General features: G+C 63.3%; 19 protein-coding genes, 1 other RNA gene and 1 pseudogene. 10 read left to right on the top strand and 11 right to left on the bottom strand.

What is annotated here, in order from left to right; all coding sequences use genetic code 11:
• Positions 1 to 124: pseudogene (locus J9889_RS01505) on the top strand (ISAs1 family transposase); the annotation flags it as partial.
• Here J9889_RS01505 and J9889_RS01500 read toward each other — a convergent pair.
• Complete coding sequence (locus J9889_RS01500; protein ID WP_246878014.1) at positions 114 to 1991, bottom strand: class I SAM-dependent DNA methyltransferase; 1878 nt, start codon at positions 1989 to 1991, stop codon at positions 114 to 116. The pseudogene J9889_RS01505 and the gene J9889_RS01500 overlap by 11 nt on opposite strands.
• Before the next feature lie 590 nt (positions 1992 to 2581).
• Here J9889_RS01500 and J9889_RS23970 point away from each other — a divergent pair.
• Positions 2582 to 3595 carry a toprim domain-containing protein gene (locus tag J9889_RS23970; RefSeq protein WP_246878013.1) on the top strand — a complete coding sequence of 338 codons (1014 nt, stop codon included), beginning with the start codon at positions 2582 to 2584 and terminating at the stop codon, positions 3593 to 3595.
• Between the two features lie 62 nt (positions 3596 to 3657).
• Complete coding sequence (locus tag J9889_RS23965) at positions 3658 to 5268, top strand: phage/plasmid primase, P4 family (protein ID WP_246878012.1); 1611 nt, start codon at positions 3658 to 3660, stop codon at positions 5266 to 5268.
• 197 nt (positions 5269 to 5465) lie between these two features.
• Here J9889_RS23965 and J9889_RS01490 read toward each other — a convergent pair whose 3' ends face one another.
• The 10 genes from J9889_RS01490 to J9889_RS01445 form a co-directional block, all read right to left on the bottom strand.
• Positions 5466 to 6605, bottom strand: a complete 1140-nt coding sequence (locus tag J9889_RS01490; protein ID WP_210555843.1) for a site-specific integrase — start codon at positions 6603 to 6605, stop codon at positions 5466 to 5468.
• Between the two features lie 84 nt (positions 6606 to 6689).
• Positions 6690 to 6786: signal recognition particle sRNA small type (ffs, locus tag J9889_RS01485), an RNA gene on the bottom strand.
• Positions 6787 to 6888: 102 nt separating this feature from the next.
• A complete protein-coding gene (locus J9889_RS01480) occupies positions 6889 to 7677 on the bottom strand; it encodes a sulfite exporter TauE/SafE family protein (RefSeq protein ID WP_010674601.1) in 789 nt (262 codons plus the stop codon).
• Positions 7678 to 7769: 92 nt separating this feature from the next.
• Entirely contained in the window at positions 7770 to 9206 is a 1437-nt protein-coding gene (gene arcD, locus J9889_RS01475) for an arginine-ornithine antiporter (protein ID WP_010674600.1), read from the bottom strand.
• Between the two features lie 365 nt (positions 9207 to 9571).
• Positions 9572 to 10333 (bottom strand): SDR family oxidoreductase, encoded by a 762-nt coding sequence (locus J9889_RS01470; RefSeq protein ID WP_010674599.1) that lies wholly within the window; start codon positions 10331 to 10333, stop codon positions 9572 to 9574.
• 71 nt (positions 10334 to 10404) lie between these two features.
• Positions 10405 to 11325, bottom strand: coding sequence for a 3-hydroxyisobutyrate dehydrogenase (gene mmsB / locus J9889_RS01465; protein ID WP_104452897.1), 921 nt, complete (start codon positions 11323 to 11325; stop codon positions 10405 to 10407).
• Positions 11326 to 11352: 27 nt separating this feature from the next.
• Positions 11353 to 12453, bottom strand: coding sequence for an enoyl-CoA hydratase/isomerase family protein (locus tag J9889_RS01460; protein ID WP_029314467.1), 1101 nt, complete (start codon positions 12451 to 12453; stop codon positions 11353 to 11355).
• Positions 12454 to 12531: 78 nt separating this feature from the next.
• Positions 12532 to 13323, bottom strand: coding sequence for an enoyl-CoA hydratase (locus J9889_RS01455; RefSeq protein WP_010674596.1), 792 nt, complete (start codon positions 13321 to 13323; stop codon positions 12532 to 12534).
• A gap of 118 nt (positions 13324 to 13441) precedes the next feature.
• Positions 13442 to 14599, bottom strand: a complete 1158-nt coding sequence (locus J9889_RS01450; RefSeq protein ID WP_010674595.1) for an acyl-CoA dehydrogenase family protein — start codon at positions 14597 to 14599, stop codon at positions 13442 to 13444.
• A gap of 81 nt (positions 14600 to 14680) precedes the next feature.
• On the bottom strand, positions 14681 to 16192 hold the full coding sequence (locus J9889_RS01445) for a CoA-acylating methylmalonate-semialdehyde dehydrogenase (protein WP_010674594.1): 1512 nt from the start codon (positions 16190 to 16192) through the stop codon (positions 14681 to 14683).
• Positions 16193 to 16449: 257 nt separating this feature from the next.
• Between J9889_RS01445 and J9889_RS01440 the strand changes: the two genes are divergently transcribed.
• The 7 genes from J9889_RS01440 (at position 16450) to J9889_RS01410 (ending at position 25689) form a co-directional block, all read left to right on the top strand.
• Positions 16450 to 17598, top strand: coding sequence for an isovaleryl-CoA dehydrogenase (locus tag J9889_RS01440; RefSeq protein ID WP_210555842.1), 1149 nt, complete (start codon positions 16450 to 16452; stop codon positions 17596 to 17598).
• Positions 17595 to 19211, top strand: coding sequence for a carboxyl transferase domain-containing protein (locus J9889_RS01435; protein WP_210555841.1), 1617 nt, complete (start codon positions 17595 to 17597; stop codon positions 19209 to 19211). The genes J9889_RS01440 and J9889_RS01435 overlap by 4 nt, the downstream gene beginning before the upstream one ends.
• A 9-nt stretch (positions 19212 to 19220) precedes the next feature.
• Positions 19221 to 20069 (top strand): enoyl-CoA hydratase-related protein, encoded by an 849-nt coding sequence (locus tag J9889_RS01430; protein WP_210555840.1) that lies wholly within the window; start codon positions 19221 to 19223, stop codon positions 20067 to 20069.
• Between the two features lie 109 nt (positions 20070 to 20178).
• Positions 20179 to 22143 carry a biotin carboxylase N-terminal domain-containing protein gene (locus tag J9889_RS01425; protein WP_202007296.1) on the top strand — a complete coding sequence of 655 codons (1965 nt, stop codon included), beginning with the start codon at positions 20179 to 20181 and terminating at the stop codon, positions 22141 to 22143.
• A complete protein-coding gene (locus tag J9889_RS01420) occupies positions 22140 to 23111 on the top strand; it encodes a hydroxymethylglutaryl-CoA lyase (RefSeq protein WP_010674588.1) in 972 nt (323 codons plus the stop codon). Before J9889_RS01425 ends, J9889_RS01420 begins: the two co-directional genes overlap by 4 nt.
• Before the next feature lie 54 nt (positions 23112 to 23165).
• Positions 23166 to 23579, top strand: a complete 414-nt coding sequence (locus J9889_RS01415; RefSeq protein WP_010674587.1) for a MerR family DNA-binding transcriptional regulator — start codon at positions 23166 to 23168, stop codon at positions 23577 to 23579.
• Positions 23580 to 23862: 283 nt separating this feature from the next.
• On the top strand, positions 23863 to 25689 hold the full coding sequence (locus J9889_RS01410; RefSeq protein ID WP_246878011.1) for a DUF748 domain-containing protein: 1827 nt from the start codon (positions 23863 to 23865) through the stop codon (positions 25687 to 25689).
• Positions 25690 to 26303 lie beyond the last annotated feature (614 nt).

Genomic DNA, 26303 nt, shown 5'->3' with positions numbered 1-26303 from the left:
GCAGTGGATACTGAACATGCTGAAGCAAAACAAATCACGTAATCTAAGCATGGCCAACAAGCGCAGGCTCTGCTGTCTGAATGAACAATATTTGTTCGAATGTATGGGGTTGTTCAAAGTATAAACACTGATGCGTCAGCCCTGGGGATCTCGTAGCCAACGATACCCACCTGGCCATCGAGCGGGTCGGTTTTACTGGTGTCTATCCAGGCATCCGGCACATGGGGCAGCACCTCACGCTTCAGATATTCATGAATGTCTTCCCCCAGCGGCACATTTTCGTTATCCCGCAGATCCGCATTAGCCTCCTGCTCGCCCTTGGTTTTACACACTTCGGCGGCGTCGTCCTGCTCACCCAGATGGCTCACCAACAGCTTAAAGGCCGGGGCTGGCAGCTTGACCTCACCCAGCAGCTTGGTCAGCTGCTTTTTAAACTTGTCGCGAGAGAGCAACTTGGCCTCAGCGAACTGACCCAAGGCAGTCAGGATGGCGGACTGCAAAGTGCCATCGAGCTTTGCCCAGCCCTTGTCGGCGGTGAGGCTGGCAAGGCGCTCGGCATCCTGTGGGTAGAATGCAAGTTTCAGCGGCCGCTCCACCGTGATACGGCGATAACCGAAGGCGGTGGTGGGGAAGATCTTGGCGATGGGCCCTTCTTCATAACGGCTGGCGAGGCGGACGATTTGCTCAATGGCCTCGTCGCTCAATTGCTTACGCTTGGAGCCCAAGGATTTTCGCATGGGGCTGTGCATGTCGCTGGCGTTGATCAGCAGCACCTTGCCCTTACGCTCGGCCGGTTTGTGGTTCGACAGCACCCAGATATAGGTGGCGATGCCGGTGTTGTAGAACATGTCGGTGGGCAGGGCCACCAGGGTATCGAGCAGGTCGTGTTCCAGAATGTAGCGGCGGATCTCGCTCTCGCCGCTGCCCGCTCCACCGGTAAAGAGCGGGGAGCCGTTGAGGATGATGCCGATCCGGGCACCCTCCGGCTTCATCTTGGCGATCAGATGTTGCAGGAACAAGAGTGAGCCGTCAGAGACACGGGGCAGACCTGCCCCGAAGCGGCCGCTGTGGCCCTTTAGCAGGTGTTCGTCCCGCACTTGCTTCTCGACCTTCTTCCAGTCCACCCCGAATGGCGGGTTGGAGAGGCAGTAGTCGAACTTCTCCAGCGGCAACTGGTCGTCGGAGAGGGTATTGCCCAGCTTGATGTTGCTGATGTCCTGCCCCTTGATCAGCATGTCGGCCTTACAGATGGCGAATGACTCGGGGTTGAGCTCCTGCCCGAAGGTGGCCAGACGGGCCGCCGGGTTCAGCTCGTGCAGGTACTCCATGCCGCAGGAGAGGAAGCCGCCAGTGCCCGCGGTGGGGTCATAGATGGTCCGCACCACGCCTGCGGTGGTCAGGGCCTCGTCATCGGCGGCAAACACCAGGGAGGTGGTCAGGCGGACGATGTCACGGGGGGTGAAGTGCTCACCGGCGGTCTCGTTGGAGCTCTCGGCAAACTTGCGGATCAGCTCCTCGAACACCAGACCCATGTGGTAGTTGTCGACGGTTTCGGGGGAGAGATCGACGTTGGCGAAGTTGCGAACCACCTTGTAGAGCAGGTCGGCATCTTCCAGCAGATCGATGCTGGCGGCAAAGTTGAAGTGCTCGAACACCTCGAATGCCTCACGGGAAAAGCCCCGCACATAGGCATCCAGGTTGTCGCCAATCTGCTTCTCGCCAAGGTTATCCAAGGTGAGCTTGGCGGTGTTGTAGAAGCTCTGCCCGGCGGCATTGAGCAGCAGCTTATGGCGGGCCAGCTCGGGCATGGCCTTGGTGCTCTCGGCGGTGGCCAGCACCTTGTCACGGGTCGGGGCCAGCACGCACTCAAGACGACGCAGGACAGTGAAGGGCAGGATGATGCGGCCATACTGGGACTGTTTGAAATCACCTCGCAGGAGGTCAGCCACCGACCAGATGAGATTGGCAAGGGAGGAGATATTGGTTGTCATGGAAACCCCGTGGGACGCTCGAAATAGCGTGATCCTATCACAGCATCTGGCCTCCAGTCGTGGCCTCGGAGCAGGCTGCGTAAATCTGCCGTTTTTGATTTTCCCGTTTGGCCCACCAACAAGGGCAAAAGGGCCAATTAGGGTGCTCAATCTGCCGAAATTTCAGCATTTTATAGAACTTTTTCTGTATGAGACTTCGTAGAAAAAGTTCTTAAATCTGCCAAAATTTCAGCAGTTCGGCAGACCTCATATCCCACCTATTTGGCGGGGGCGGAGGCCAGCTATCAACTTAGCAAGGAATGTCACTACATCACCTGTTGTCAATCATTAGAATATTTCATGAATAGCCGTTTTTGCGTTGTTCACAACGAAAACGCGAAATGGGACCTTGGGGAGGAAAAAAGAGGGGTTGTATTGCTTCTGCCGATCCGTATAGTCGGGGTTGTCGGCGGGCAGACGCCCCCGCACATCGCACCTTGGCTCACGCCATAAGCCCTCGGGGGGCGCCAATTACCCGACCTGATTACCGCCGCTTGGAACGCACTCAACCTGATTTTAGTTCCAGCTACGGTCATCGAAGGAGAGACTCCATGTCTCAAACACAACAAGTTGACCTTGAATTTGCCCTGGCCGATGCAGGCCACTCTCTGAATATCGACTTTGCTGCTGTCAAAGAGCAGTTCCCTATTATGGATGTCGCCTCGGCCCTGACCGGGCAAGACGTCAAGAAAGTCGGCTCCAACACCTACCGACTAGATGATGCCAGTTGCCCACTGTGCGGCCATAACGACTGCTTCACCCTCTACCCTAGCGACGATAGCTTCCACTGCTTCAGTTGCGAGGAAAGAGGCGACGTGTTCGATCTGATCGTCAAGTGCGGTCAAGCCGACAAGGCGTCTGATGCTGCTCGTCTGCTCCTGCTGGGAGAGCTGGCCGTCACCCCGACCGTCCGCAAGGTGGTGAAGCTGGAGCTGCCCGTCTACACGGCCCCACCCGTTCGCCTGCAAGAACTCTTCACTCTCGCGGCTCGCCACTATCAGGCTCGCCTGGATGTGGACGAACTGATGGAACTGCGTGGCCACTCTGAGGAGGTGTTGGTGGGGTTGGATATCGGCTTCTCCGGTGGCCTGAACAAGGTTCTGAAGGATGCAGGGTTCAGCCAAGAGGAGCGACTGGCCTCCGGTCTGGTCAAGCTTCGCAAGGATGCACCAGATCTGCTTCGTGACTTCTTCCCGAGCGGTGTCTATGTGTTCCCGCACTTCGACCGCAACGGACAAGTCAGCCGCTTCACCTTCAAGGACCCGAACAAGCAGCACCAGTACCAACTGCCGAGCGCCTGTTGGCTTAACGGGGTGCAGTTCTACGGGGAAGAGTGTCTGAATGCTCCAGGTCCTGTCGCCCTGGTAGAGGGAGAGAATGACCGCCTGTCACTGGTAGATGCCGGTTGGCCGGGCCCTGTGCTGGCTACCATTGGCACGCTGTCACAGACCCAGTTGGAGTGGTTGAAGCGTGAGCTGGCTGACCGTGATGTTGTCACCTTCTTCGACACTGATGACGCGGGCGACAAGTACCGCTCAAAGGTGGCCCAACTCGGTCTCAGCTGACCCAAGTAAAGCTGCCGGATAGCGTCAAGGACATCGACGAATACCTGCATGGCGACAACCCCTTGCCTCTGACCGAACTGGTGGCGGCATTCACCCTAGTTGAGCCTGTGGCTGAGGCCGAAGCCGAAGCCGAAGCCGAAGCCGAAGCCGAAGCCGAAGCCGAAGCCGAAGCCGAAGCCGAAGCCGAAGCCGTTCAGGACGATGATCAGCAGCCGGAAGTCGTCAAGGTCATGCCACGTACAGCCATCTTTGAAAACGAGCTCAACGATTCGGCCAACGCTGAACGGTTCGTGCAGATGCACGGGCATAACCTGAAGTTCGTCCCTGAGTTAGGTGGCTTTATCTACTTCGATGGTACGCACTGGACCCAGAATGACTTGACGCCCATGATCCTTGCTCAAACCGTGGGCAAAGAGATCCAGGAAATCGGGCAGGCGTTGATCAAGCAGGCCTGCAAGAAAGAGGAGCTGTCTTGGGCCTATGCAGTACTCAGACACGGCTCAAGTAGCCTTAACCGGGCTGGCATTCAGAACATGCTGGAGCTGGCCAAGCCGATGATGACGGCAAGACTGCACGAGCTGAACGCCAATCCGATGCTGTTGGGCACGGCGAACGGTGTCATCGACCTGAAGTCGGGTCGCCTGTTGGCACCGAGACGGGCATTCATGATTACCCACCATAGTCCGGTGGCCTATGACCCAGCCGCTGTCTGCCCGCGATGGGAGCAGTTCATCGGCGAGATCACCTGTGGCGATGCCGAGTACGCCGCCTTCCTGCAACGTTGTGTGGGCTACTGGATCACCGGCCGCACCGACGAACAGCTCCTGTTCTTCCTCCACGGGGGCGGCTGCAACGGCAAGAGTACCTTCATGTCGGTCATTCAGCAGCTGCTGGGAGAGTTCAGTCGGCAGATCAGCAGCAACGTCTTGCTGTTCAACCGCAACGGCAATACTGGTCCAAACCCGTCCCTGACCAAGCTGGTGGATGCACGTCTGGTGGTCGCCAACGAGCTGCCAGAGGGGGCCCGTATGGATGAGAACTTGGTGAAGGCCATGACGGGGGATGACGTGATTGTCGCTCGTGCTCCCTACGCCAAGAAGGAGATGGAGTTCCGCCCATCCTTCTCTCTGGTGATGGTGGGTAACCACAAGCCCGAGATCCGGGATACCAGCAATGGTATGTGGCGTCGGATGCTGATGCTGCCCTTCAATGCCTCCTTCACGAAGACACAGCTGGACCCAATGCTGATGGAGAAGCTGCGGGCCGAGATGCCCGGCATTCTGAACTGGGCCATCCAGGGCTGCCAGATGTGGCAAGAGCAGAGACTCAAGGCGTCAATTCCTGCTCGCCTCAAGCAGGATGTCGAGACCTACCGTGCTGAGTCGGATATGGTCGGCTGCTTCCTGGAAGAGTGCACACAGGCCAGAGCAGGGGCCAAAGTGCCCATGAGTGAGGTCTATGCAGTCTACAGCCGCTGGGCACAGCAGAACGGTGAATGGGCCATGAAGAAGCTGGCCCTCAAGAAGAAGCTGCTAGAAAAGGGCTATCTGATCCCCCGCTATAACAGCAAGGCAACCGTCATCGGGTTGACCCTGCTCGATAGCGAGATGGCGGACATGACGGTCTCAGCCCACCGAGAGCAGCCGGAGACAGGAGCGAACTACACAGTATGACGAATGGGGGGCCTGCGGGCCCCTCTGCCGTTTTTGACTTTCCCGTTTTGCCCGCCAACAAAGGCAAAAGGCCCAAGCCAAGCAGTCAATCTGCCGAAATTTCAGCTAGTTATAGAACTTTTTCTGTATGAAACATCGTAGAAAAAGTTCTTAAAAATGCCAAAATTTCAGCATCTCGGCAGACCCATCCCTCCCCTCTATCCGGCATCAGCAAAGGATGAAAGGGCCGCCTCTATCACCTCTTTGAGCTTCTCCAGCGAGACATCCCCTCCATATCGGTCATAGCTGATCGCCCCGTTGGTGTGGCCCAAGATCGCCGCCGCATACTGCAATGGCACTCCGTGACCTTTGAGTGTTGTCCCCACGGTATGCCGCAGGCTGTGGAAGTCCTTGTCGACGGGGCGATGGCGACTAAACCACTGCCCCCACAGGTGGCTGTATCCATCCTGGCGATGTGGCAGTTCAGGGAAGAGGCGTCCCCCTATCCTCTCCTTCACAAACTCGATGAAACCGCTCTGGATGAGGTGTCGATGGATAGGAACGAGACGAGCACTGTTGGCCGTCTTGAGTTTCTGGTCTGGCCGTCCACTGCGAATATTCAGGCACCATATACCGTCAACCTGTTGCACATCATCTGCGTACAACTGGCAGATCTCATTGGCACGAGCCCCGGTGAACAGCCCCAGCAGAGCAATCCACCTACGGTGGGGCTCTTGCTGCTTAGCCCACCCGATAAACTTGTGACGTTCTTCCGCTGTGTACCCACTTCGTGAGTTCACCTCTTTGGCTCGCTGTAGCTTCAATCCGGCGAAATGGTTGATGACCCCATCCTGATGGTTAGCCAGCCAGTTAAACAGCAGAGAGAGCTTCTGCAGATACTTGTTGATGGTGGTCGGACTCTTGCCGGAGTTCAGCAGGTCCTCCTTGAACTTGACCACATCCGCTTTCGCATAGTCAGCAGCCGGTCTATCACCCAGCGCCTTGATGAAGCAGCCGATGTAGTTCTTCTGGTTGCTGAGCTCTTTCGGTGCCCAGGAGAGGGCCTTCTCTTTCAGATAGCGGTCACTCAAGACCGACAACAGCGGAGCAAGCGGTTTGGCCGCCGGAACAGCAGGCTTGATGTGCGGCTGAGGTTGAGGGTTCTCTGGCTCGCTTGCGGATTGCACGACTGGCTGAGCTCTGGAACGCACACAGGCAAGCAGCTTCGCAACAGCTGCACGGGCCGTCAGCTTGTCTCGGGTATGCAGGGATTTTTTGATCTCTTTACGACGACCACAGGGGAGCGTGGTGACTTTCCGGTAATACCAGATGCCGTGGGGACTGAGCCAGAGATTCATCGATGAGCTCCTCGTCGTCCACACAAAGTGGATGACCAAGGGCGTTAGGAAGCTAACTTATTGATTTCCAAAAACAAGTGGTGGCCCTACCAGCCACATCCCGGCACTCGAGTCCCCCGCCTTGGCTGCTACCTTCCGGTCCTGACCAGGTCGACGGGTTATCAATGCGAGAGGACCAATAGGACCACCGGCGAGGAGAATAGGCAAACTGGCCCCTCAATGCAATGGCTTTCTACCGCATCGCGAGCCGTTCGCCTTATTTTTCAACAATCTGGCCAAGGGTTCAGCTAAAGAGCATGAATTTGGCACCCACCAGCAACATGAGCAGGGCAAAGGCCTGCTTGAGCCGCCGGGGTGACATACTGTGTGCCAGTCTGGCGCCCAGACGGGCAAACTGGGTGCTGGTGAGCACGATGCCAAGCAGGGCCGGCAGATAGATGAATCCGACGCTCCACTCGGGCAGATCGGCGTCTCCCCAACCGGCATAGAGGTAGCTGAGGCTGCCTGCCAGGGCGATGGGCATGCTGCAGGCGGCGGAGGCGGCCACGGCGTTGCGCATGGGCACCGAGTTCCAGGTGAGGTAAGGCACGGTCAGCGAGCCGCCACCGATGCCGAACAAGGCCGACATCCAGCCGATGACGGTGCCGGCGATCCCGGTACCAAGGGGGCCCGGCATGTGTCGCTCCGCTTTTGGCCTCAAATTGAGCCCCATCTGCAGGGCCATGGTCCAGGCGAAGCAGCCGATGATGATGTTGAGGGTGCTGGCGCTCAGCAGATTGGCGGTCATGCCGCCGAGCCAGGCACCGACCAGCATGCCGGCGCCCAGGCGCCGAATCATCCCCCAGTCCACCGCTCCTGCCTCCTGGTGCGCACGCAGGGAGCTGAAACCGGTGAAGATCATGGTGGGCAGCGAGGTGCCGAGGGCCAGATGGGTGATGATCTCCGGCGCCACGCCCTGTGCGTGAAAACTCAGGACCAGCACGGGGACGATGATGAGGCCGCCGCCGATACCGAACAGCCCGGCCAGCATGCCCGCGAAGGCCCCCAACACCAGATAGCCCACAAACAGCATAAACATTCCTTCAATAACGAAACAGCGGTCAACTTGACCGCCATTGCCCATAAAAAAAGAGATGGCATCTTGCCATCCCTTTATTGTGCCGATTAATGCAGGGGAATGGTACCGTCCATCACCTTGTAGAACGCCAGCACGGCGCAACCGAGCAGGGCTGCCGTCATCCCCTGCTCCAGCCGGTTGAGGCTGCGCAGGCCGTGGTGCTGGCGCGCCTTCCAGTAGATGAAGATCCCCGGGCTGTAGAGCAGCGCCACCAGCAAGAGGTACTCCACCCCGGCGGCATAGACCAGCCAGCAGCCATAGACGGTGGCCACCAGGGCCAACAGCAGGTCGCGCTTGCGCTGATGGGGCTGGCCCGCGTAGGTCTCCCCTTTCAACGCCAGCTTGAGGCCGTAAGCACCGGAGAAGACATAGGGCACCAGGGCCGCCGAGGTGGCGATGTTCACCAACGCCAGATAGGTGCTGTTCTGGAAGTAGATGATGATGAGGAAGATCTGCACCAGGCAGGTGGAGCACCAGAGCGACACCTTGGGGGAGCCGTTCTTGTTCTCCTTGGCGAACCAGGCCGGGAAGACCCCGGTCTTGCCCGCGATGTAGGGCACTTCCGCCGCCAGCACGGTCCAGCTCAGCAGGGCCCCCATCACCGAGATCACCAGGCCGATGTTGATGAGCCAGGCGCCCCAGGGGCCGACCACGGCTTCCAGGATCATGGCGGTGGAGGGGTTCTTGAGGGCCGCCAGTTGCGGCTGGTTCATGACCCCCAGGGAGAACAGGGTCACCATGACGTAGAGCGCCAGGGCCCCCAGCAGCGCCAGCACGGTGGCGCGGCCCACGTCCTTGCGATGGCGGGCACGGGCGGAGACCACCACGGCCCCCTCGATGCCGATGAAGACCCAGAGGGTCACCTTCATGGTGGACTTCACCTGATCCATCACGGAGCCGAGCTCGGGACTCCCCTGCCCCCAGAGATCCAGGGTGAAGGTCTCCATGTTGAAAGCGAGCAGGATGGCCACGCAGAAGACGATGAGGGGCACCATCTTGGCGATGGTGGTGACGATGTTCACCAGCGCCGCCACCTGGATGCCGCGCAGCACCAGGGCATGCACCGACCAGATGAGCAGGGAAGCGAGCGTGATGGCGACCGGGGTGTTGCCGTCACCGAAGATGACATTGTCCGGCGTGTCGAAGAAGTAGCTCAGCGCACTGAACACCACGATGGCGTAGGAGACGTTGGCCAGCAGCTGGCACAGCCAGTAACCCCAGGCGGCGTTGAAGCCGACGAAATCCCCGAACCCCGCCTTGGCGTAGCTGAAGATGCCGCCATCGAGATCCGGTCGACGCATGGAGAGATTCTGGTAGACCAGGGCGAGGCAGATCATGCCGATCCCCGTGATGGCCCATCCCAGGGCGACTGCCCCGGCACTGGCGTGCGCTGCGATGTTTTGCGGCAGACTGAAAACCCCGGCACCGACCATGGAGCCGATCACCAGCGAAATGAGGGCACCCAGCCCCAGTTTCTTGTCCATCTCAAACCTGTTTTATTAGGCGGCGGCTGAGCATCCGTATTCATACAGCGCGCGACATGGGAGGGGCTAGAAATCCGTACCCCGTGAAAAAGGCGGCAACTATATTGCATGACTATTCCGGCCGCAATCCCTCTTGCCGTCAATCATGAGCCGCCTTGACCGCGCGCAATTTTACAGCACTGACCCGGGGTGCCTGTGAGCTGGTTCAAATTAAGAAAGACCCGTTGATATTTCACGACTTTTCATGATGTCGCCCCGCTTTTCAAAAGCCGGACCTGCATGGCTATGCACCCTTGCACTGGGGCCTTTCCCCTGCAAAAACGCCCCTGCAGGAGGGGCGTCAGAGAGGGTATATGCAGGGGGGACTAGAGCCTCAAGCCGCCGTCCAGCTCGATCATCCGCCCGGACAGATAGTCGTTGGCAAGGATGAACTGCACCGTCTGGGCCAGCTGCGCCGCCTGCCCCAGGGTGCCCACCGGGATGGCCTGTTGCATGCGGGCCATGGCTTCGGGCTTCATCGCCGCCGTCATGTCGGTGGCAAAGACGCCGGGGGCGATGCCCATCACCCGGATGCCGTGACGGGCCAGCTCCTTCCCCCAGGTGACCACCAGAGAGGCCACCCCCGCCTTGCTGGCGGCATAGTTGCTCTGGCCCATGTTGCCGGCCCGGGCGATGGAGGAGATGTTGATGATGACGCCCCCCTCCCCGCCGGTGGCCATCAGCGCCGCCCCCTCGCGCCCGCACAGGAAAGTGCCGGTGAGATTGACGTCGATGACGCTCTGCCACTGGGCCAGGCTCATCTTCTCCGTCAGTGCCCCCTCCTTCACCTTGATCAGCATGCCGTCGCGCAGGATGCCGGCACAGTTGACGAGGCCGTGCAGCGCACCGAACTGATCCTTGATGGCGGCGAAGGTCGCCTCGACCTCTGGCTCGCTTGCCACGTTGCAGACGAACAGGGCGCAGCGGCCGTCACGGCTGCGCACTTCTGCCTCGGTCACCTCCAGATCGGTGCGGTTGACATCGATGAGCGCAAGCACGGCCCCCTGCTCCGCCAGACTCAGAGCGATGGCGCGGCCCAGCCCCCTACCCGCCCCCGTGATGGCGATGACTTTCCGTGTGATATCCATAAATGCTCCTGGTGAGATGGCCGGTGACTGTCGAGTCAAAGACTATCGGGTAAATAGGTAGATAGCGGCCCTTAACCCGGCGCTGTCTTGTCCCGATAGAGCTCGAGGATGCTGGAAAAATCCTTGTTCTCCTGGCCCAGGCTCGCGTGCAGGTTGAAGAGGTTGCGGGCCAGGGCCCCCATGGGCACGGCGCTGTGGGCATGTTCCGCCAACGCCATGGCGAGCCCCAAATCCTTGACCATCAGCCGGGTCATAAAGCCCCCTGCATACCCACGGGACGCCGGCACGTTCTCCATCACACCGGGCCAGGGGTTGTAGCGCTCCAGGCTCCAGTTGTTGCCCGAACTCTTGCCCATGATGGTGGAGAGCACGACGGGATCCAGCCCCTCCTTGACCCCGAGCGCCAGCGCCTCGGCGGTGCCCGCCATGTGGATGGCGAGCAGCATGTTGTTGCACATCTTGGCGATCTGGCCGGCGCCAAGCGCCCCGGCGTGAAACAGGTTCTGTCCCATGCAGGCGAGCACGGGTCTGGCCGCTTCATAATCCGCTTGTTCGCCGCCGACGATGAAAGTGAGCGTGCCCGCCGCCGCACCGGCCACCCCTCCCGAGACGGGGGCATCGAGAAAACGGATGCCGCTCGCCTTCGCCGCCGCCCCCACCTGACGGGCCGAGGCCACGTCTATGGTGGAGCAGTCAATGACCAAGGTGCCGGGCGACAGGGCCGCCAGCAGATCCTGGCCACCCCGCTCACCGACACTCTCCCCCAGCCAGAGGCTGCGCACGTGCTCCCCCGCTGGCAGCATGCTGATGACCAGCTCGCAGCCGCTCACCGCTTCCCGGGCATTCCCGGCGGCAATGCAGCCAGCCTCGATGGCCCGGCTCAGGCTCTCGGGCACCAGATCAAACACCTGCATCCTGTGCCCCGCCCTGGCCAGGTTGGCGGCCATGGGGCCCCCCATGTTGCCAAGCCCGATAAACCCAATCCTTGTCATGGTGTGCTCCTTGTGTGTGATCCCGCGTCAGCGGAGGCGCAAGGGGTTGTCCCCCTCGGGCCAGCGATAGAAGGCATCCAGCCAGGCCTCGCCCGCCTGCGGGGCCTGCCAGCGAGGGGATTTGTCCTTGTCGATGAGCAGAGCCCGCACCCCTTCCACGAAGTCCCCTCTGAGCACGCAATTGACCGAGAGGGTCAGCTCGTCGGCAAACACCTCGGCCAGGGACTGGCGCCGTGCCTGCCAGAACTGGCGCCAGAGGATGGCGCGGCTGATGGGGCTGCCGCGAAGGCAGGTCTCCCGCCCCTGAGTCAGCGCCGGTTCGTCCAGCTCGGCGCCCTCGAGGCGTGCCAGCACCCCTTGCAGAGAGCGGCCAGCCAACAGCGCATCGATGCGGGCCTGGTGGGGCAGCAGTACGGGAGGGGGCAATGCCTGACCAGGGACCTCCTGCAAATCGGTGAGCAGCACCTCGATCTGCTCGCAGGGGTCGCCTGCGGACCAGTCGAGGGCGGCGAGGCGCGCCGGCAGCTCCACCCGCTCGCGGCTCCCCATGGCGTGATCCGCGAGCCCCAGGCCGATGGCGTCCGCCCCGTTGAAGCGGGCACCGGTGAGGCCGAGCCAGAGTCCGAGCCGCCCCGGCATCCGGCTCAAAAACCAGCTGGCCCCCACATCCGGATAGAGGCCTATGGTCACCTCCGGCATGGCGAACAGACTCTTCTCTGTCACCACCCGAAAAGCGGCCCCGGCAAAGAGGCCGATGCCGCCCCCCATGCAGATGCCGTCCGCCACGCAGACAAGGGGCTTGCCGTAGCAGTGGATGTGATGATCGAGCCGGTACTCCTGCAGGAAGAAGTCGCGGGCATAGCCGAACAATTCAGAGTGGCTCGCCTCCTGCTTGCGGTAATAAAAGGAGCGGATGTCACCACCGGCGCAGAATGCCTTCTCGCCGGCCCCTTGCAACAACACGCAGACGATGGCCGGATCCTGCTCCCAGCGGGTCAACGCCCCCTGCAACAACTGGATCATCTCAAGGCTCAGGGCGTTGAGGGAGGCGGGGCTGTCCAGAGTCAGCATGCCGATGTGGCGGCCATCCGCCGTGGGGTGGGTCTCGATGAGCACGGGCTCACTCATGGGCAGCCCCCGTAGACCGGGTATCTGCCCCTGCGACATGGCGGGTCGCCATCAATACCTCATTCATCCTTCGCTCCCTCACTCTTTCGGTTTGGATTGGTCGTAACGCCAGCGCGGGGCCCGCTTCTCCAGGAAGGCCGCCACCCCTTCGCGCTGATTGGCATCGTCAAACAGGGCGAGAAAGAGGCTGCGCTCGAGTGGCAGCGCCGCGTCCCTGTGGGTGCTTCGCCCCTGATTGATGAGCTGTTTGCAGGCGCGCAGGGCGCTCGGGCTCTGGCGCTCCACCAGCTGGGCCATCTGCTGCGCCGCCTCCCAGGCGTGCCCCTCGGTCACCACCTCCTCCACCAGCCCCATCTCGTAGGCCAGGGTGGCGCTCACCTTCTCGCCGCAGAGGATCATCCGCTTGGCCCAGCCCGGCCCCACCAGCTCGGTGAGGCGCTGGGTGCCGCCGGCGCAGGGCAACAAACCCACCGAGGCCTCTGGCAACCCCAGCTTGGCCTGCTGCTCGGCGATGCGGATGTCGCAGGCCAGCGCAACTTCGAGCCCCCCTCCCATGGCATAGCCGTTGATGGCGGCGATGCTGACCCCGTGAAAGCGGGCCAGCGCCTCGAAGGCGTGGCCAAAGGCCTCGGCCACCTCGCGGGCATGCGCCAGGCTGCCGTCGGCGAACATCTTGAGATCGGCGCCGGCGCAGAAGAATTTCTCTCCAGCACCGCGGATCACCAGGGCCACCACGTCGGGGCGACCATCCAGCTCCACCATCATCTGTAAGAAGGCTTTCAGGCTGGCGAGCGTCCAGGTGTTGGCGGGTGGGTGATCGAGGGTGATGTAGGCCACGTGGCCGTGATATTCGAGCCTGATCCTTGTCATTGCGTTGTCCTTGTCAAAAAACCTGCCCCATGATGACAGGGTTGAATGGAGCCAACCTGCACCTGGCTCACAAAGCCTGAGGACGCGCCGACTGCGTCCTCAGAGCAGGCCCCTCCCGCTACTCCAGCGACAGGCCAGGGTCGGCCAGCAGGCGGCGGGCGATGATGAGCCGCATCACTTCATTCGTCCCTTCCAGAATGCGGTGCACCCGGGTGTCGCGCAGATAGCGCTCGAGCGGATACTCGCGGATATAACCATAGCCGCCAAAGAGTTGCAGGGCGTCGTCGCAGATGCGGTGACCCACGTCGGTGGCAAAACGCTTGGCCATGGCGCACCAGGCGCTCTTGTCCGGGCTGCCCCCATCGAGTTTGGCGGCCGCCTGGCGCACCAGCAGGCGGGCGGCGGCGAGCTCGGTGGCCATGTCGGCCAGGCGAAACTGCACGCTCTGGAATTCGCTGATCGGGTGTCCAAATTGCTGGCGCTGCTGCACATGGGCCAGGGCATCGTTGAGAGCCTGCTGGGCTGTGCCCAGCGAACAGCTGGCGATGTTGATGCGCCCCCCATCGAGCGCCTGCATGGCGAACTTGAACCCTTCCCCCTCCTCCCCCAGCCGGAAGCGAGCGGGAATGCGCACGGCATTGAAGTTCACCTCCCGGGTCGGCTGGCTGTTCCAGCCCATCTTTTCCTCCGCCTTGCCGTAACTCACGCCAGGGGTCTGGGCCGGTACCATGAAGGCAGAGATCCCCTTGGCCCCCTCGCCACCGGTGCGGGCCATCACCACCAGCACGTCGGTGCTGCCGGCGCCCGAGATGAACACCTTGCTGCCGTCAAGGAGGTAATCTTCGCCATCGCGCACGGCGCGGGTCTTGAGGGCCGCAGCGTCGGAGCCCGCCCCCGGCTCGGTGAGGCAGTAGGAGCCCAGCAGCTCGCCGCTGGCGAGCCTGGGTACCCACTCCTCGGCCACCTCGGCAGGCAGCCAGCTGCCCAGCATCCAGCTCACCATGTTGTGGATGGTGAGATAGGCGGTGGTGGAGGTGCAGCCCATGGCGAGGCGCTCGAAGATGAGGCTGGCATCGAGCCGGCTCAGGCCCAGACCGTCATACTGCTCCGGGGTATAGAGGCCGCACAGGCCCAGCGCCGCCGCCTGCTTGATGGTGGGGATGGGGAACTCGTGCTCCCTGTCCCAGTGCGCGGCATGGGGTTTGAGCGCCAGATCGGCGAAGGCGCCGGCCGACTCGACACAGGCCCGTTGGGATTCGGTCAGGGTAAAATCCATCTTGTTCGCTTCCTTTGTACTTGTTCCGTCGATCCGTTGCTGTCAATGGGGGCACCCGGGCAAAGTGGGCAACCCCTGCCGTCAGCGCAGCTGAATGGTCATATTGGGGCCGCTGGGAATGTCTTCGTCGAACCAGCGCTCCGTCACCGTCTTGGTCTCGGTGTAAAAACGCACCGCCTGCTTGCCGTAGGCGTGCAGATCCCCGTAGAAGGAGCCGCGCCAGCCGGTAAAGGAGAAGAACGGCAGCGGCACCGGGATGGGCACGTTGATCCCCACCTGGCCCACCGCCACCTCGTGGCGAAACTTGCGGGCGGCGGCGCCACAGCCGGTGAAGAGGGAGGTGCCGTTGCCATAGGGGTTGGCGTTGATGAGGGCAAGCGCCTCATCCAGGCTCCCCACCTCGAGGCAGGCCAGCACGGGCCCGAAGATCTCCTCCTTGTAGATGCGCATCTCGGGGGTCACGCCGCGAAACAGGGTCGGCCCCACCCAGTTGCCCACCGGGTAGCCGGGGACGTCGCAAAAACGGCCGTCCAGCAGGCACTCGGCTCCCTCGGCAATCCCCGCCTCGATAAGCCCCTCCACCCTGACTTTCGCCTCCGGGCTGATGAGGGGGCCGTAGGCGGCCTCGGGATCGTGCCAGACACCGGGTTTCACCTTGGCGAACTCGGCGGCGAGCTCGGGGATCCACTCCCTGGCGCTCCCCACGAACACCGCCACGCTGATGGCCATGCAGCGCTGACCGGCGGCGCCGACTCCGGCTCCCACCAAGTTGCCGAGCACCTGCGCCTTGTTGGCATCCGGCATGATCACCATGTGATTCTTGGCGCCGACAAAACACTGGGCGCGCTTGAGCTGCGACGTGGCGCTGCGATAGACGTGGCCGCCGACCCGGGCCGAGCCCACGAAACTGACTGCCTTGACATCGGGATGGGCCAGCAGCGCATCCACCTGCTCGGCGCCGCCGTGCACCACCGACAGAATGCCCCTGGGGGCCCCCGCCTCGGTAAACAGCTCGGCCAGGCGCATGGGGGTGAGGGGATCCTGCTCGGAGGGCTTGAGCACAAAGCCGTTGCCGCAGGCCACCGCCAGCGGGAACATCCACAGCGGTATCATGGCTGGGAAGTTGAACGGCGTGATGCCGACGCAGACCCCGAGGGGCTGCACCCAGGAGTGGCCATCCACCCGGCGCGCCACGTTGCCCATGGTCTCCCCCAGGGTCTGACTGGCAATACCGCAGGCCTGCTCCACCACCTCGATGCCGCGCCACACATCCCCCTTGGCATCCGCCAGGTTCTTGCCGGTTTCCTGGGCCAGCAGGGTCGCCAGCTCGTCGTGATGCACTTTCAACAGATGCTGGTAGTTGAACATGACCCGGGCCCGCTCGGGGGCCGGCACCTCCCGCCACAGCAGGTAGGCGTCGTGGGCGGCGCGCACCGCCAGCTCAATTTCCGCAGAGGTAGCTTTCGGCACACGCGCCAGCAGATGCTGGTCCGCCGGGTCGGTCACCTCTATCCACTCGTCGCTTGCGGACGGACACGCCTCGCCACCGATGTAGAGCGGCAGATCCCCGTACTGGGTGTGATGCTGGCTCATGCCCCCCTCCTAGCCCGTTGGCTGGCGATGGCAGGCCACTGCAGGCCGGCCACATCCATGTTGCTGTTGCACATCCTGTTCACTCCTTGCGCTCCTCTGCCCGGGTAGCCCCTTGCGGCGGGCTGCCATCGAATTTACCTTAGACTAACAATCAATTTACGTTTACGCTAACGTAAACTTGAATCACGAATGGACTGACCAGTCATCACCCTGATGGCAGGGGAAATCGGCAGTCCACTGCACCAAGGAGAGCACGGATGCATGCCCTGATGGATGAAACCCTCCAGGCCCTGACCGAACAGGTCGAGGCTTTCTGCCAGAAAGTGATCGCACCGCGCGCCAGCGAGATCGATCAGAGCAACGCTTTTCCCCGGGATCTCTGGCCCCGCATGGGTGAGCTGGGGCTGCACGGCATCACGGTGGCGGAGGAGTATGACGGGGTGAACCTCGGCTATCTGGCCCATGTGCTGGTGATGGAGCAGGTGAGCCGCGCCAGCGCCTCGGTCGGCCTCTCCTACGGCGCTCACTCCAACCTCTGCATCAACCAGATCCACCGCCACGGCACCCCTGATCAGAAGGCGAAATATCTGCCCTCCCTCGTCATCGGCAAACACGTGGGGGCGCTGGCCATGAGCGAGCCGGGTGCCGGCTCCGATGTGGTGAGCATGCGCCTCACCGCGGTGCGCGAGGGGGATCACTTCGTGCTGAACGGCAACAAGATGTGGATCACAAACGGGCCCGATGCCGACACCTTCGTCATCTATGCCAAGACCGATGCCGCTGCAGGGCCCAAAGGTATTTCCGCCTTTATCGTCGAGGCGGGAACTCCCGGTTTTTCCACCGCCCAGAAGCTCGACAAGCTCGGCATGCGCGGATCCAGTACCTGCGAGCTGGTGTTCGACAACTGCCGGGTGCCGCAGGAGAACCTGCTGGGTCCCCTGCACGGCGGGGTCAAGGTACTGATGAGCGGGCTCGACTACGAGCGGGTGGTGCTGGCAGCAGGCCCCCTTGGCATCATGCAGGCCTGCATGGACGTGGTGCTTCCCTATGTGCGCGAGCGCAAGCAGTTCGGCCAGGCCATCGGCGAGTTCCAGCTGGTGCAGGGCAAGCTCGCCGACATGTATACCCGTCTCGCCAGCAGCCGGGCGCTGGTCTATTCGGTGGCGAGCGCCTGCGATCAGGGCCGCACCAGCCGCAAGGATTGCGCCGCCGCCATCCTGTTTGCCGCCGAAAATGCCACCCAGATGGCCCTCGATGCCATCCAGCTGCTCGGCGGCAACGGCTACATCAACGAATACCCCACAGGCCGCCTGCTGCGGGACGCCAAACTCTACGAAATCGGCGCCGGCACCTCGGAGATCCGCCGCTGGCTCATCGGCCGCGAGCTGATGGGGGATAATGCATGAGCAGGATCCACTCCCGTCTCGACACCGCGAGCCCCGACTATGAGGCCAATCGTGCCGCCATGCAGGCACTGGTCGACGATCTCAATGCCCGCCTGGAGGAGATAGCCTTGGGCGGCGGTGCTGCCAACAAGGCCCGCCACCAGGCCCGTGGCAAGCTGCTGCCCCGGGAGCGCATCGACCAGCTGCTGGACCCGGGTTCCCCCTTTCTCGAACTGTCGGCGCTGGCTGGCTGGCAGGTCTATGACGAACCGGTGCCCGCTGCCGGCATCCTCACCGGCATCGGACGGGTCTCGGGGCGCCTGTGCATGCTGGTGGTGAATGACGCCACCGTGAAGGGCGGCACCTACTACCCCCTCACGGTGAAAAAGCACCTGCGCGCCCAGGCCATTGCCGAGCGACTGCACCTCCCATGCCTCTATCTGGTGGATTCCGGCGGTGCCTTCCTGCCCATGCAGGACGAGGTGTTCCCCGACCGGGAGCATTTTGGCCGCATCTTCTACAACCAGGCTCGCATGTCGGCCCAGAGCATCCCCCAGCTGGCGGTGGTGATGGGACTCTGTACCGCCGGGGGTGCCTACGTGCCCGCCATGGCGGACGAGTCGATCATGGTCAGGGAACAGGCCACCCTCTTTCTGGCGGGCCCGCCCCTGGTCAAGGCCGCCACCGGTGAGGAGATCAGCGCAGAAGCCTTGGGCGGCGCCGAGGTGCACTGCGTCCACTCCGGGGTGGCGGATCACATGGCCAGGGACGATGCCCATGCCCTGGCCATCACCCGCACCCTGGTAAGCAACCTGGGTGACAACCAGACGGCGGCGTCACCCGCCCCATCCGCTCCCTCCTATGATGAGCCGCACTACCCCATCGAGGAGCTCTACGGCCTGGTGGGCACCAGTCTCAAGCGCCCCTATGACGCACGAGAATTGATCGCCCGACTAGTGGATGGCTCTGTGTTTGACGAATTCAAGGCGTTGTTCGGCACTACCTTGGTGACGGGTTTTTCCCGCATTGAGGGCATGCAGGTGGGGATCCTCGCCAACAACGGCGTGCTGCACAGCGACAGCGCCCAGAAGGGGGCCCACTTCATCCAGCTCTGCAACCAGCGGGGGATCCCGCTGCTGTTTCTGCAAAACATCACCGGCTTTATGGTGGGGAGTACGGCGGAGAAAGAGGGGATCGCCAAGCACGGCGCCAAGCTGGTGACCGCCGTGGCCTGCAGCCGGGTGCCCAAGATCACTCTGATCGTCGGCGGCAGCTTCGGTGCCGGCAACTACGGCATGTGCGGGCGCGCCTATGAACCGGATTTTCTCTTCAGCTGGCCCAACAGCCGCATCTCCGTCATGGGGGGCGAGCAGGCGGCCGGGGTGCTGGTGCAGGTGCGCCGGGACAAGCTGGCCGCCGAGGGCAAGACTCTGGGCGAGCCGGAGGCGGCCGCCATTCGCGCCCCGGTGATCGCGCAGTACGAGCGCCAGGGTCACCCCTATTACGCCAGTGCTCGCCTGTGGGATGACGGCGTCATCGACCCGGCCCAGAGCCGCACCGTGCTCGCCCTGGCGCTGGCGGCCTGCCAGGGGGCCGAGCCGGGCCCCGGGCAGTACGGCATCTTCCGGATGTAAGGAGTTCATATGTCAGACCCGCTCTTCAACGATCCCCTTGCCCATTTTCGCCTGGAGCGCCACGGCCCGGTGATCGAGCTGGTGCTCGCCCGCCCGGCCCGTCACAACGCCCTCGATGCCGACCTGATGCAAGGGCTGCTCGACTGCCTCGACGAGCTGACCCACGGCCAGCCCCTCGCCGACCGCCCCCACGTGCTGCTGCTGCGCGCCGAGGGGCCGCATTTTTGCGCGGGCGCCGATCTCGAGTGGATGCGCAAGATGGCAGGGGAAGCGTTCGACCCCCGCGCCTTTGACAAGAATCGCGAGGACGCCCGGGTGCTGGCCCACCTGATGCAGGCACTGGACGAGCTGCCCTTCCCCACGGTAGCCCTGGTGCAGGGGGCCGCCTACGGCGGCGCCTTAGGCCTTGTCTGCGCCTGCGACATCGTGCTGGCCAGCGAAAATGCCCGCTTCTGCCTCTCCGAGGTGACCCTGGGACTGGTGCCTGCGGTGATCAGCCCCTACGTGGTGCGCGCCATGGGGATGCGCCAGGCCCGCCGCTACATGCTGAGCGCAGAGCCTTTCGATGCCATCACCGCCTGCCGACTCAACGTGGTGCACAGGCTCAGCCAGCCTGATCAGTTGCTGGCGGAGGGACGCGCCATGGCCCTGCGGTTGTGTCGCAACGGCCCCCAGGCGATGAAGGAGACCAAGCGGCTGCTGGCCGCCCTCGAAGGGCGCCCAGGCCACCAGCACGAAGAGCAGACCGTCGAGACCATCGCCCGGGTACGGGGCGGTCTCGAGGCCCAGGAGGGGATCCAGGCCTTCTTCGACAAACGCCCCCCAACCTGGCGCCCCCGTTTCAAGGACGAAGCATGACTCAATACCACCTCATCAAGCACCTGCTGATCGCCAACTGTGGTCAATATAACGGGAGTGTGGATCAACACGCTTCGCACTTGTGCGCCTTGAACAACAGGGAGGCAGCATGACCCATCACACTCCCATCAAGCGCCTGCTGATCGCCAATCGCGGTGAAATCGCCGTGCGCATCATCAAGACAGCACGGCGCCTCGGCATTCACACCATCGCCCTCTACTCGGACGCCGATGCCCGCGCCATGCACGTGCGCGAAGCCGACGAAGCCTGGCATCTGGGGCCGGCCCCCGCCCGGGAGAGCTACCTCGACACCGGCAAGGTGCTCAAGATTGCCAAAGAAGCGAATGCCGACGCCATCCACCCGGGCTACGGTTTCCTCTCCGAGAACAGCGACTTTGCCACCGCCTGCGAGCAGCGGGGCGTGCGCTTTGTCGGCCCAAGCGGCGCCGCCATCCTCGCCATGGGGGACAAGTCGGGGGCCAAAGGGCTGATGCAGGCAGCCGGCGTCCCCGTGCTGCCCGGTTATCACGGCGCGGATCAGCATCCCGACTTTTTGCGCGATCAGGCGAGCCAGGTGGGCTTCCCGCTCCTTATCAAGGCGGCCAGCGGCGGCGGTGGCAAGGGGATGCGGCGGGTCGATCAGCTGGCCGACTTTGACGACGCCCTGGCGGCGGTCAAGCGGGAGGCGAGTGCCGCCTTTGGCGACGACCATGTGCTGCTGGAGCGCTATCTCCCCCGCGCCCGTCACGTGGAGGTGCAGGTCTTTGCCGATGCCCTTGGCAACGCCATCTATCTGGGGGATCGGGACTGCTCCTTGCAGCGCCGCCACCAGAAGGTGATCGAGGAGGCCCCCGCCCCCGACATCTCCCCTGCCCTGCGCCGCGCCATGGGCGAGGCGGCCGTGGCGGCGGCCAAGGCCATCGCCTATCGGGGGGCGGGCACCATCGAGTTTTTGCTCTGCGGGGAGGAGTTCTTCTTCATGGAGATGAACACCCGGTTGCAGGTGGAGCACCCGGTTACCGAGGCCATCACAGGCCAGGATCTGGTGGCCTGGCAGCTGGCGGTGGCCGAGGGCAAACCGCTGCCCCTCACCCAGGAACAGGTGGTGCTGCGTGGCCACGCGGTGGAGGCGCGCCTCTACGCCGAAGACGTGGCCGCCGGTTTTCTGCCAGCGAGCGGCCCCATCCACTGGCTCACCTGGCCCAAGGGGGTGCGCATCGACACCGGCGTCACCGCTGGCGATGAGGTGAGCCCCTATTACGACCCCATGATCGCCAAGCTCGTCGCCCACGCACCGAGCCGCAGCGAAGCCTTTGCCACCCTGGCCGATGCCCTGGCAGCCCTGGATCTCGGCCCTCTGGTGCACAACGGCCCGCTCCTGCAGCGCCTGTGCGAAGCGCCAGAGGTGCTGGCGATGCGCCACCACACCCAGTGGCCCATTCCCACCGACACCCTGCCCGTTCCTGCGCTCGCCTGGCCCCTCGCCACCCTCTGGCTCGCCACTTGCGAGCGCGATGCCTCCCCCTGGCAGCAGGCCGCAGGCTTTCGGCTGGGCCCCACCCGCCGCTTTTGCGCCACGGTGCGCATCGGCGAGGAGACCCGCACTCTCACCCTCGCCGAGCGGGCAGGCAGCCTACTCTGGCAAGGCGAGCAGATCCCGTTTGAACTCGGGTCAGAACAGATCCGCCTGTGCCAGGGTGGACATTGGCAGCGCTATCCGGTGCAGCCCCTCGGCGAGGACGCCTATTTGCTGCACCTGGCGGGCAGGCGCATCCGCTTCTCGCTCGATGATCAGCATCATCAGCTCCACCATGATCACGACACGAGCCATGTCCCGGGCATCCTGGCCCCCATGCACGGCATCGTGGTGGCGCTGCAGGTCGAGGCCGGCCAGCCGGTCAGCAAGGGGCAACCACTGCTGGTGCTGGAGGCAATGAAGATGGAGCACGTCCTCAAAGCTGACCGGGACGGGGTGATTGAGGCCCTGCAGTGCCGCCAGGGCGAACAGGTGAGCCAGGGCGCCGTGCTGGTGCGCTTTGCCGAGGACCATACCGCGCAGGAGGAGCGCTCATGAGCCACACGCACGAGAACCGGGACGACAAGGTCAGCCTGGTGGAGATGGGGCCGCGGGACGGCCTGCAAAATGAGACCGCCACCCTCTCCCTGGCGCAGCGGCTGGCGCTCATCGCCCACCTGGCCGAGAGCGGGTTGCAGCGCATCGAGGTGGGGGCCTTCGTGTCGCCCAAGAAGGTGCCGCAGATGGCGGATTCCGCCGCACTCTTTAATGCCCTGCCGCGCAGGGGGCCGACCCGCTATGGCGCCCTGGTGCCCAATCTGCAGGGTCTGCAGGCCGCCGTCGCCGCACGCGCCGACGAGATAGGTCTCTTCACCGCCTGCTCGGACGGCTTCACCCGAGCCAACATCGGCATCAGCGTGGAGGAGTCCCTGGTGCGCTTCGCTCCCCTGGTGCAGGAGGCGCGCAGCCTCGGCATCAAGGTGCGCGGCTACCTCTCCACCGTCATCGCCTGCCCGTTCGACGGCCCGACCCGCCCGAAACGGGTCGCCGCCCTTGCCGAGCGGCTGCTGGATCTGGGCTGCCATGAGATATCCCTCGGCGACACCATCGGCGTCGGCACCCCGGGCACCGTGGCTCCCATGCTGGATGCGGTGCTGCACGAGATCCCGGCGGGCCGGCTTGCGGTTCATTTTCACGACACCTACGGCCAGGGGCTGGCCAACCTGCTGCCGGCGCTCGAGCGCGGGATCCGCACCATCGACTGCTCGGTGGCCGGGCTCGGCGGCTGCCCCTATGCCCCCGGTGCCTCCGGCAATGTGGCGTCGGAAGAGGTGGTCTATCTGCTGCACGGCCTTGGCATGAGCACCGGCGTCGACCTCGACCAGCTGGCCGCCACCGGCCAGTGGGTGAGCGAGCTGCTGGGGCGCCCCAACGGCTCCCGGGTCGGCCAGGCCCTGCACGGGAGGGGGCGGCGCTTCGCACAAGAGCGTGAGCAGCGCCCCCCGGGAGGCCATCATGCATCATGAACCCGGCCCTTGCCGCGGGGCCAGGACCCCGCCAGCTCATCAGGAGGGCGCACCATGAGAGCCAGACACGCCAGTGGCAAGGAGAGGACCTACAGCATCTCGGAGCTGGCCCAGGAGTTCGACATCACCCCCCGCACCATCCGCTATTACGAGGACGAGGGGCTCATCACCCCGACCCGGGAGGGGCAGACCCGTATCTACAGCCACAAGGACAGGATCCGCCTGAAACTGACCCTGCGCGGCAAGCGCCTCGGGTTCAGCCTGGCGGAGATCCGCGAGCTGTTCGACATGTACGACACCGACCGCTCCAGCCGGATGCAGCTTCACTCCATGATCCAGCTCATCGAGGCCAGACGCCACTCCCTGCGCCAGCAACTGGAGGACATCCAGATGGTGATGGCCGAGCTCGATGCCGCCGAGCAGCGCTGCATCCACTCCCTCGGCGGCTTGAAAACCGACGGGGATTGACAGACTCTGGGGGTATCTCGCCCCCGGTATCCCGGTTTTCCAGTGGATATTCGCAGTGGCAGGCCCTGACCCGGCAACCCCCTTGTTCCCCACATCGCCCGTCACGGCATGCCGGACAGACTGGGCGGTTTGGGCAAGCGGCGAGGTGGGGCAAACGGGGGAAATCCGGCCTTGGTCGCACAATAATTCCCCAGCCCGGTCAGAGTGCGGCGCACCTCATGAGTCCTTCCCATGAACCGGGCACGATTAATTGCTACCATATGCGCATCAAATGGAGACCATCATGCTCAAGCCTCTGCCCGCTCGTCTGCTGCGCTATGCCCTCTATCTTCTCGCGCTCCTGCTCATCGGCATCACCATCCTGCTCTGGCAGGCGCCGACCCTCATCCAGCGCCATCTCCCCGGCTGGCTTGCCACCCATTACGGTCTGCACCTCTCCCTTGGCAAGATAGAGGTGGGGATCCGCTCCCCCTCCCTCGTGCTGGGGCCCAGCGCCCTGCTCGATGACAAGCAGCAAGCACTGGTGTCATTTGAAGAGCTGAAGCTCATTCCCGCCTTGAAAGCGAGCTGGCAGCAGCGCGCCCTGGTACTGGAAGAGGCCACCCTGACCGCCCCCAGGGCAGATCTGGTGCGCCTCGAGGATCTCAAGGGGGAGGCACGCTTCAACCTGACCGATGCACTGGCCTCCCTGCTCGCCCCTGCGCCGGAGCAAACACCGCCAGCTAGCGCCGAGCCCGTGCTGGTGACCATCGGCAAGCTGTCCGTCGAGCAGGGCCGGCTCAGCTACCGGGACAGCCGCAAGCAGAGCAGCCCGGGGTGGGTCCCGCCCCTCACCCTGGACAAGCTCGCCCTGCACCTGCCCGGCTTTTCCAGCGCAGAGGGGGTGCTCAACCCCTATCGCCTGAGCGCCACCGTCAACGAGAAGAGCCCCCTCAAGGCCGAAGGGGAATTCGACATGATGAGCGGCGCCGGCAAGGGCAACCTGCGCTTCGCCGATCGCAGCCTGAGCCCGGAGTTCGTGGTGGACATCGCCTCCCTCGACGGCCAGAGCCGCCATATCAGCAACACCCCGGGGCAGCGCTCCGAGCTCGCCTTCAACGGCAAGGTGGACCGCTACGCCCCCGTCACCATCCGGGGGGGCGCCAACCTGCTCATCGAGGATCCCGTGCTGGATGTGGCCGTGGCCTTCAACAATCTGGAGCTCACCACCTTCACCCCCTACTCCAGCACCTATGCAGGCTATGCCATCGACAAGGGGCAGCTCTCCATGAAACTCAACTACAAGCTGCAGGGCAACCGGCTGGAGGGGGACAACGACATCACCATCAAGAAGCTGCAACTCGGGGAGAAGGTCAAGAGCGAGCAGGCCAAGGATCTGCCCCTCGGCCTCGCCATCGCCCTGCTGAGCGATTCGAACGGCGTCATCAAGATGAACCTCAAGGTGAAGGGCAATCTGGATCAGCCTGATTTCAGCCTGGGCAACATCTTCTGGGACGTGCTCGGCAATACCCTCGGCAAGGCCATCACCTCCCCCTTCTCCCTGCTTGCGTCCTTGACGGGGGGCACCAAGGATCTCGACGAGCTCCCCTTCCTACCTGGCGATCCCGCCCTGACCCCGACCCAGCAGACCAAGCTGACCACCCTCGCGCAGGCCCTCAAGGAGAGGCCCAAGCTCAGCATGAACATTCGCGGCAAGGTCAACTTCAACGAAGAGCGCCCCATCCTCCAGCGCCAGAAGCTTGAGCGGCTGCTGGCCAAGACCACCGGCAGCCCGGTGGATTTGACGCTGCTGGAGCAGGATCCCGCCATGCAATCCGCACTGGCAGAGGCCTATGAAGCTAAGTTCAACGAAGATCTCGGGGATCTGGCCGACCGGTTGCGACTCGATGAAGGGAGCGAGGCCCTGCGCGCCCAGGCGGTGCTCCTGCTACGGGATCAGCAGCTCATCACCGCCAAGTCCCTGCGAAACCTCGCCATGCGCCGCGCCCAGAACACCAAGGAGTATCTGGTGGATACCCAGGGCATCGCGCCGGAGCGCCTCTTCGTGCTCGACAGCCAGGTGAAGGAGACGGACAAGGAAGCCAAGGTGGTGCTGACCCTGGACAACTGATCCGGCGCCCGCCGGATGCCCCTCTTGTTTGCCCCGACGGCATATGGCCCAAGGGGCTCCCACCCCCGACCCCCACCGGATAACGCCTTCCTGGCCATTTAAGGTGCCCACCGCCCAGATACCCGTGCGGTGCCAGTTGCTCGACCCTTTCTCATCCCTTTCTTTCCCGCCGGAGCGAGCGGGCGGTGGCTGGTCCCGCGCTTTGCCCCTGCTGTTCCCTTTGTGCCTAGCGGCGGCGACATCATGGTGGAGCTGCCTTATCCCTGCTTGCCTCCCCTTCTCTAACCTCCCCCGACCCCTGCCATCAGGATTTATCTCTCGCTAGCCGTCTCGAAAGATCTCGTTATCCCGTTATCCCGTTATCCCGTTATCCCGTTATCCCGTTATCTCGCATGTCGGCATGTCGGCATGTCGGCATGTCGGCATGTCGGCATGTCGGCATGTCGGCATGTCGGCATGTCGGCATGTCGGCATGTCAAAATAGATGGCCCGATTAGATATACAGTGTCTAATCGGGCCAATCCTGAACACCCTCTCGCGCACGCCAAAGGGCCAACCCCGCGCCCCCCTTCCATTTCCAAGCGTCTTTACTGGGCCCATGGCCCATCCCGCCT

Origin of the sequence: Aeromonas sp. PrichA-15 (assembly GCF_017939245.1) — a bacterium.
GTDB lineage: Bacteria > Pseudomonadota > Gammaproteobacteria > Enterobacterales > Aeromonadaceae > Aeromonas > Aeromonas caviae.
Note: the sequence above shows the minus strand (reverse complement) of the source record. Positions and strands in the feature narration are given on the sequence as shown.

Coding starts and splice junctions, on each gene's coding strand:
- J9889_RS01500 (WP_246878014.1), bottom strand. CDS start 1,991: ATGACAACCAATATCTCCTCCCTTGCCAATCTCATCTGGTCGGTGGCT.
- J9889_RS23970 (WP_246878013.1), top strand. CDS start 2,582: ATGTCTCAAACACAACAAGTTGACCTTGAATTTGCCCTGGCCGATGCA.
- J9889_RS01490 (WP_210555843.1), bottom strand. CDS start 6,605: ATGAATCTCTGGCTCAGTCCCCACGGCATCTGGTATTACCGGAAAGTC.
- J9889_RS01480 (WP_010674601.1), bottom strand. CDS start 7,677: ATGCTGTTTGTGGGCTATCTGGTGTTGGGGGCCTTCGCGGGCATGCTG.
- arcD (WP_010674600.1), bottom strand. CDS start 9,206: ATGGACAAGAAACTGGGGCTGGGTGCCCTCATTTCGCTGGTGATCGGC.
- J9889_RS01470 (WP_010674599.1), bottom strand. CDS start 10,333: ATGGATATCACACGGAAAGTCATCGCCATCACGGGGGCGGGTAGGGGG.
- mmsB (WP_104452897.1), bottom strand. CDS start 11,325: ATGACAAGGATTGGGTTTATCGGGCTTGGCAACATGGGGGGCCCCATG.
- J9889_RS01460 (WP_029314467.1), bottom strand. CDS start 12,453: ATGAGTGAGCCCGTGCTCATCGAGACCCACCCCACGGCGGATGGCCGC.
- J9889_RS01455 (WP_010674596.1), bottom strand. CDS start 13,323: ATGACAAGGATCAGGCTCGAATATCACGGCCACGTGGCCTACATCACC.
- J9889_RS01450 (WP_010674595.1), bottom strand. CDS start 14,599: ATGGATTTTACCCTGACCGAATCCCAACGGGCCTGTGTCGAGTCGGCC.
- J9889_RS01445 (WP_010674594.1), bottom strand. CDS start 16,192: ATGAGCCAGCATCACACCCAGTACGGGGATCTGCCGCTCTACATCGGT.
- J9889_RS01440 (WP_210555842.1), top strand. CDS start 16,450: ATGCATGCCCTGATGGATGAAACCCTCCAGGCCCTGACCGAACAGGTC.
- J9889_RS01435 (WP_210555841.1), top strand. CDS start 17,595: ATGAGCAGGATCCACTCCCGTCTCGACACCGCGAGCCCCGACTATGAG.
- J9889_RS01430 (WP_210555840.1), top strand. CDS start 19,221: ATGTCAGACCCGCTCTTCAACGATCCCCTTGCCCATTTTCGCCTGGAG.
- J9889_RS01425 (WP_202007296.1), top strand. CDS start 20,179: ATGACCCATCACACTCCCATCAAGCGCCTGCTGATCGCCAATCGCGGT.
- J9889_RS01420 (WP_010674588.1), top strand. CDS start 22,140: ATGAGCCACACGCACGAGAACCGGGACGACAAGGTCAGCCTGGTGGAG.
- J9889_RS01415 (WP_010674587.1), top strand. CDS start 23,166: ATGAGAGCCAGACACGCCAGTGGCAAGGAGAGGACCTACAGCATCTCG.
- J9889_RS01410 (WP_246878011.1), top strand. CDS start 23,863: ATGCTCAAGCCTCTGCCCGCTCGTCTGCTGCGCTATGCCCTCTATCTT.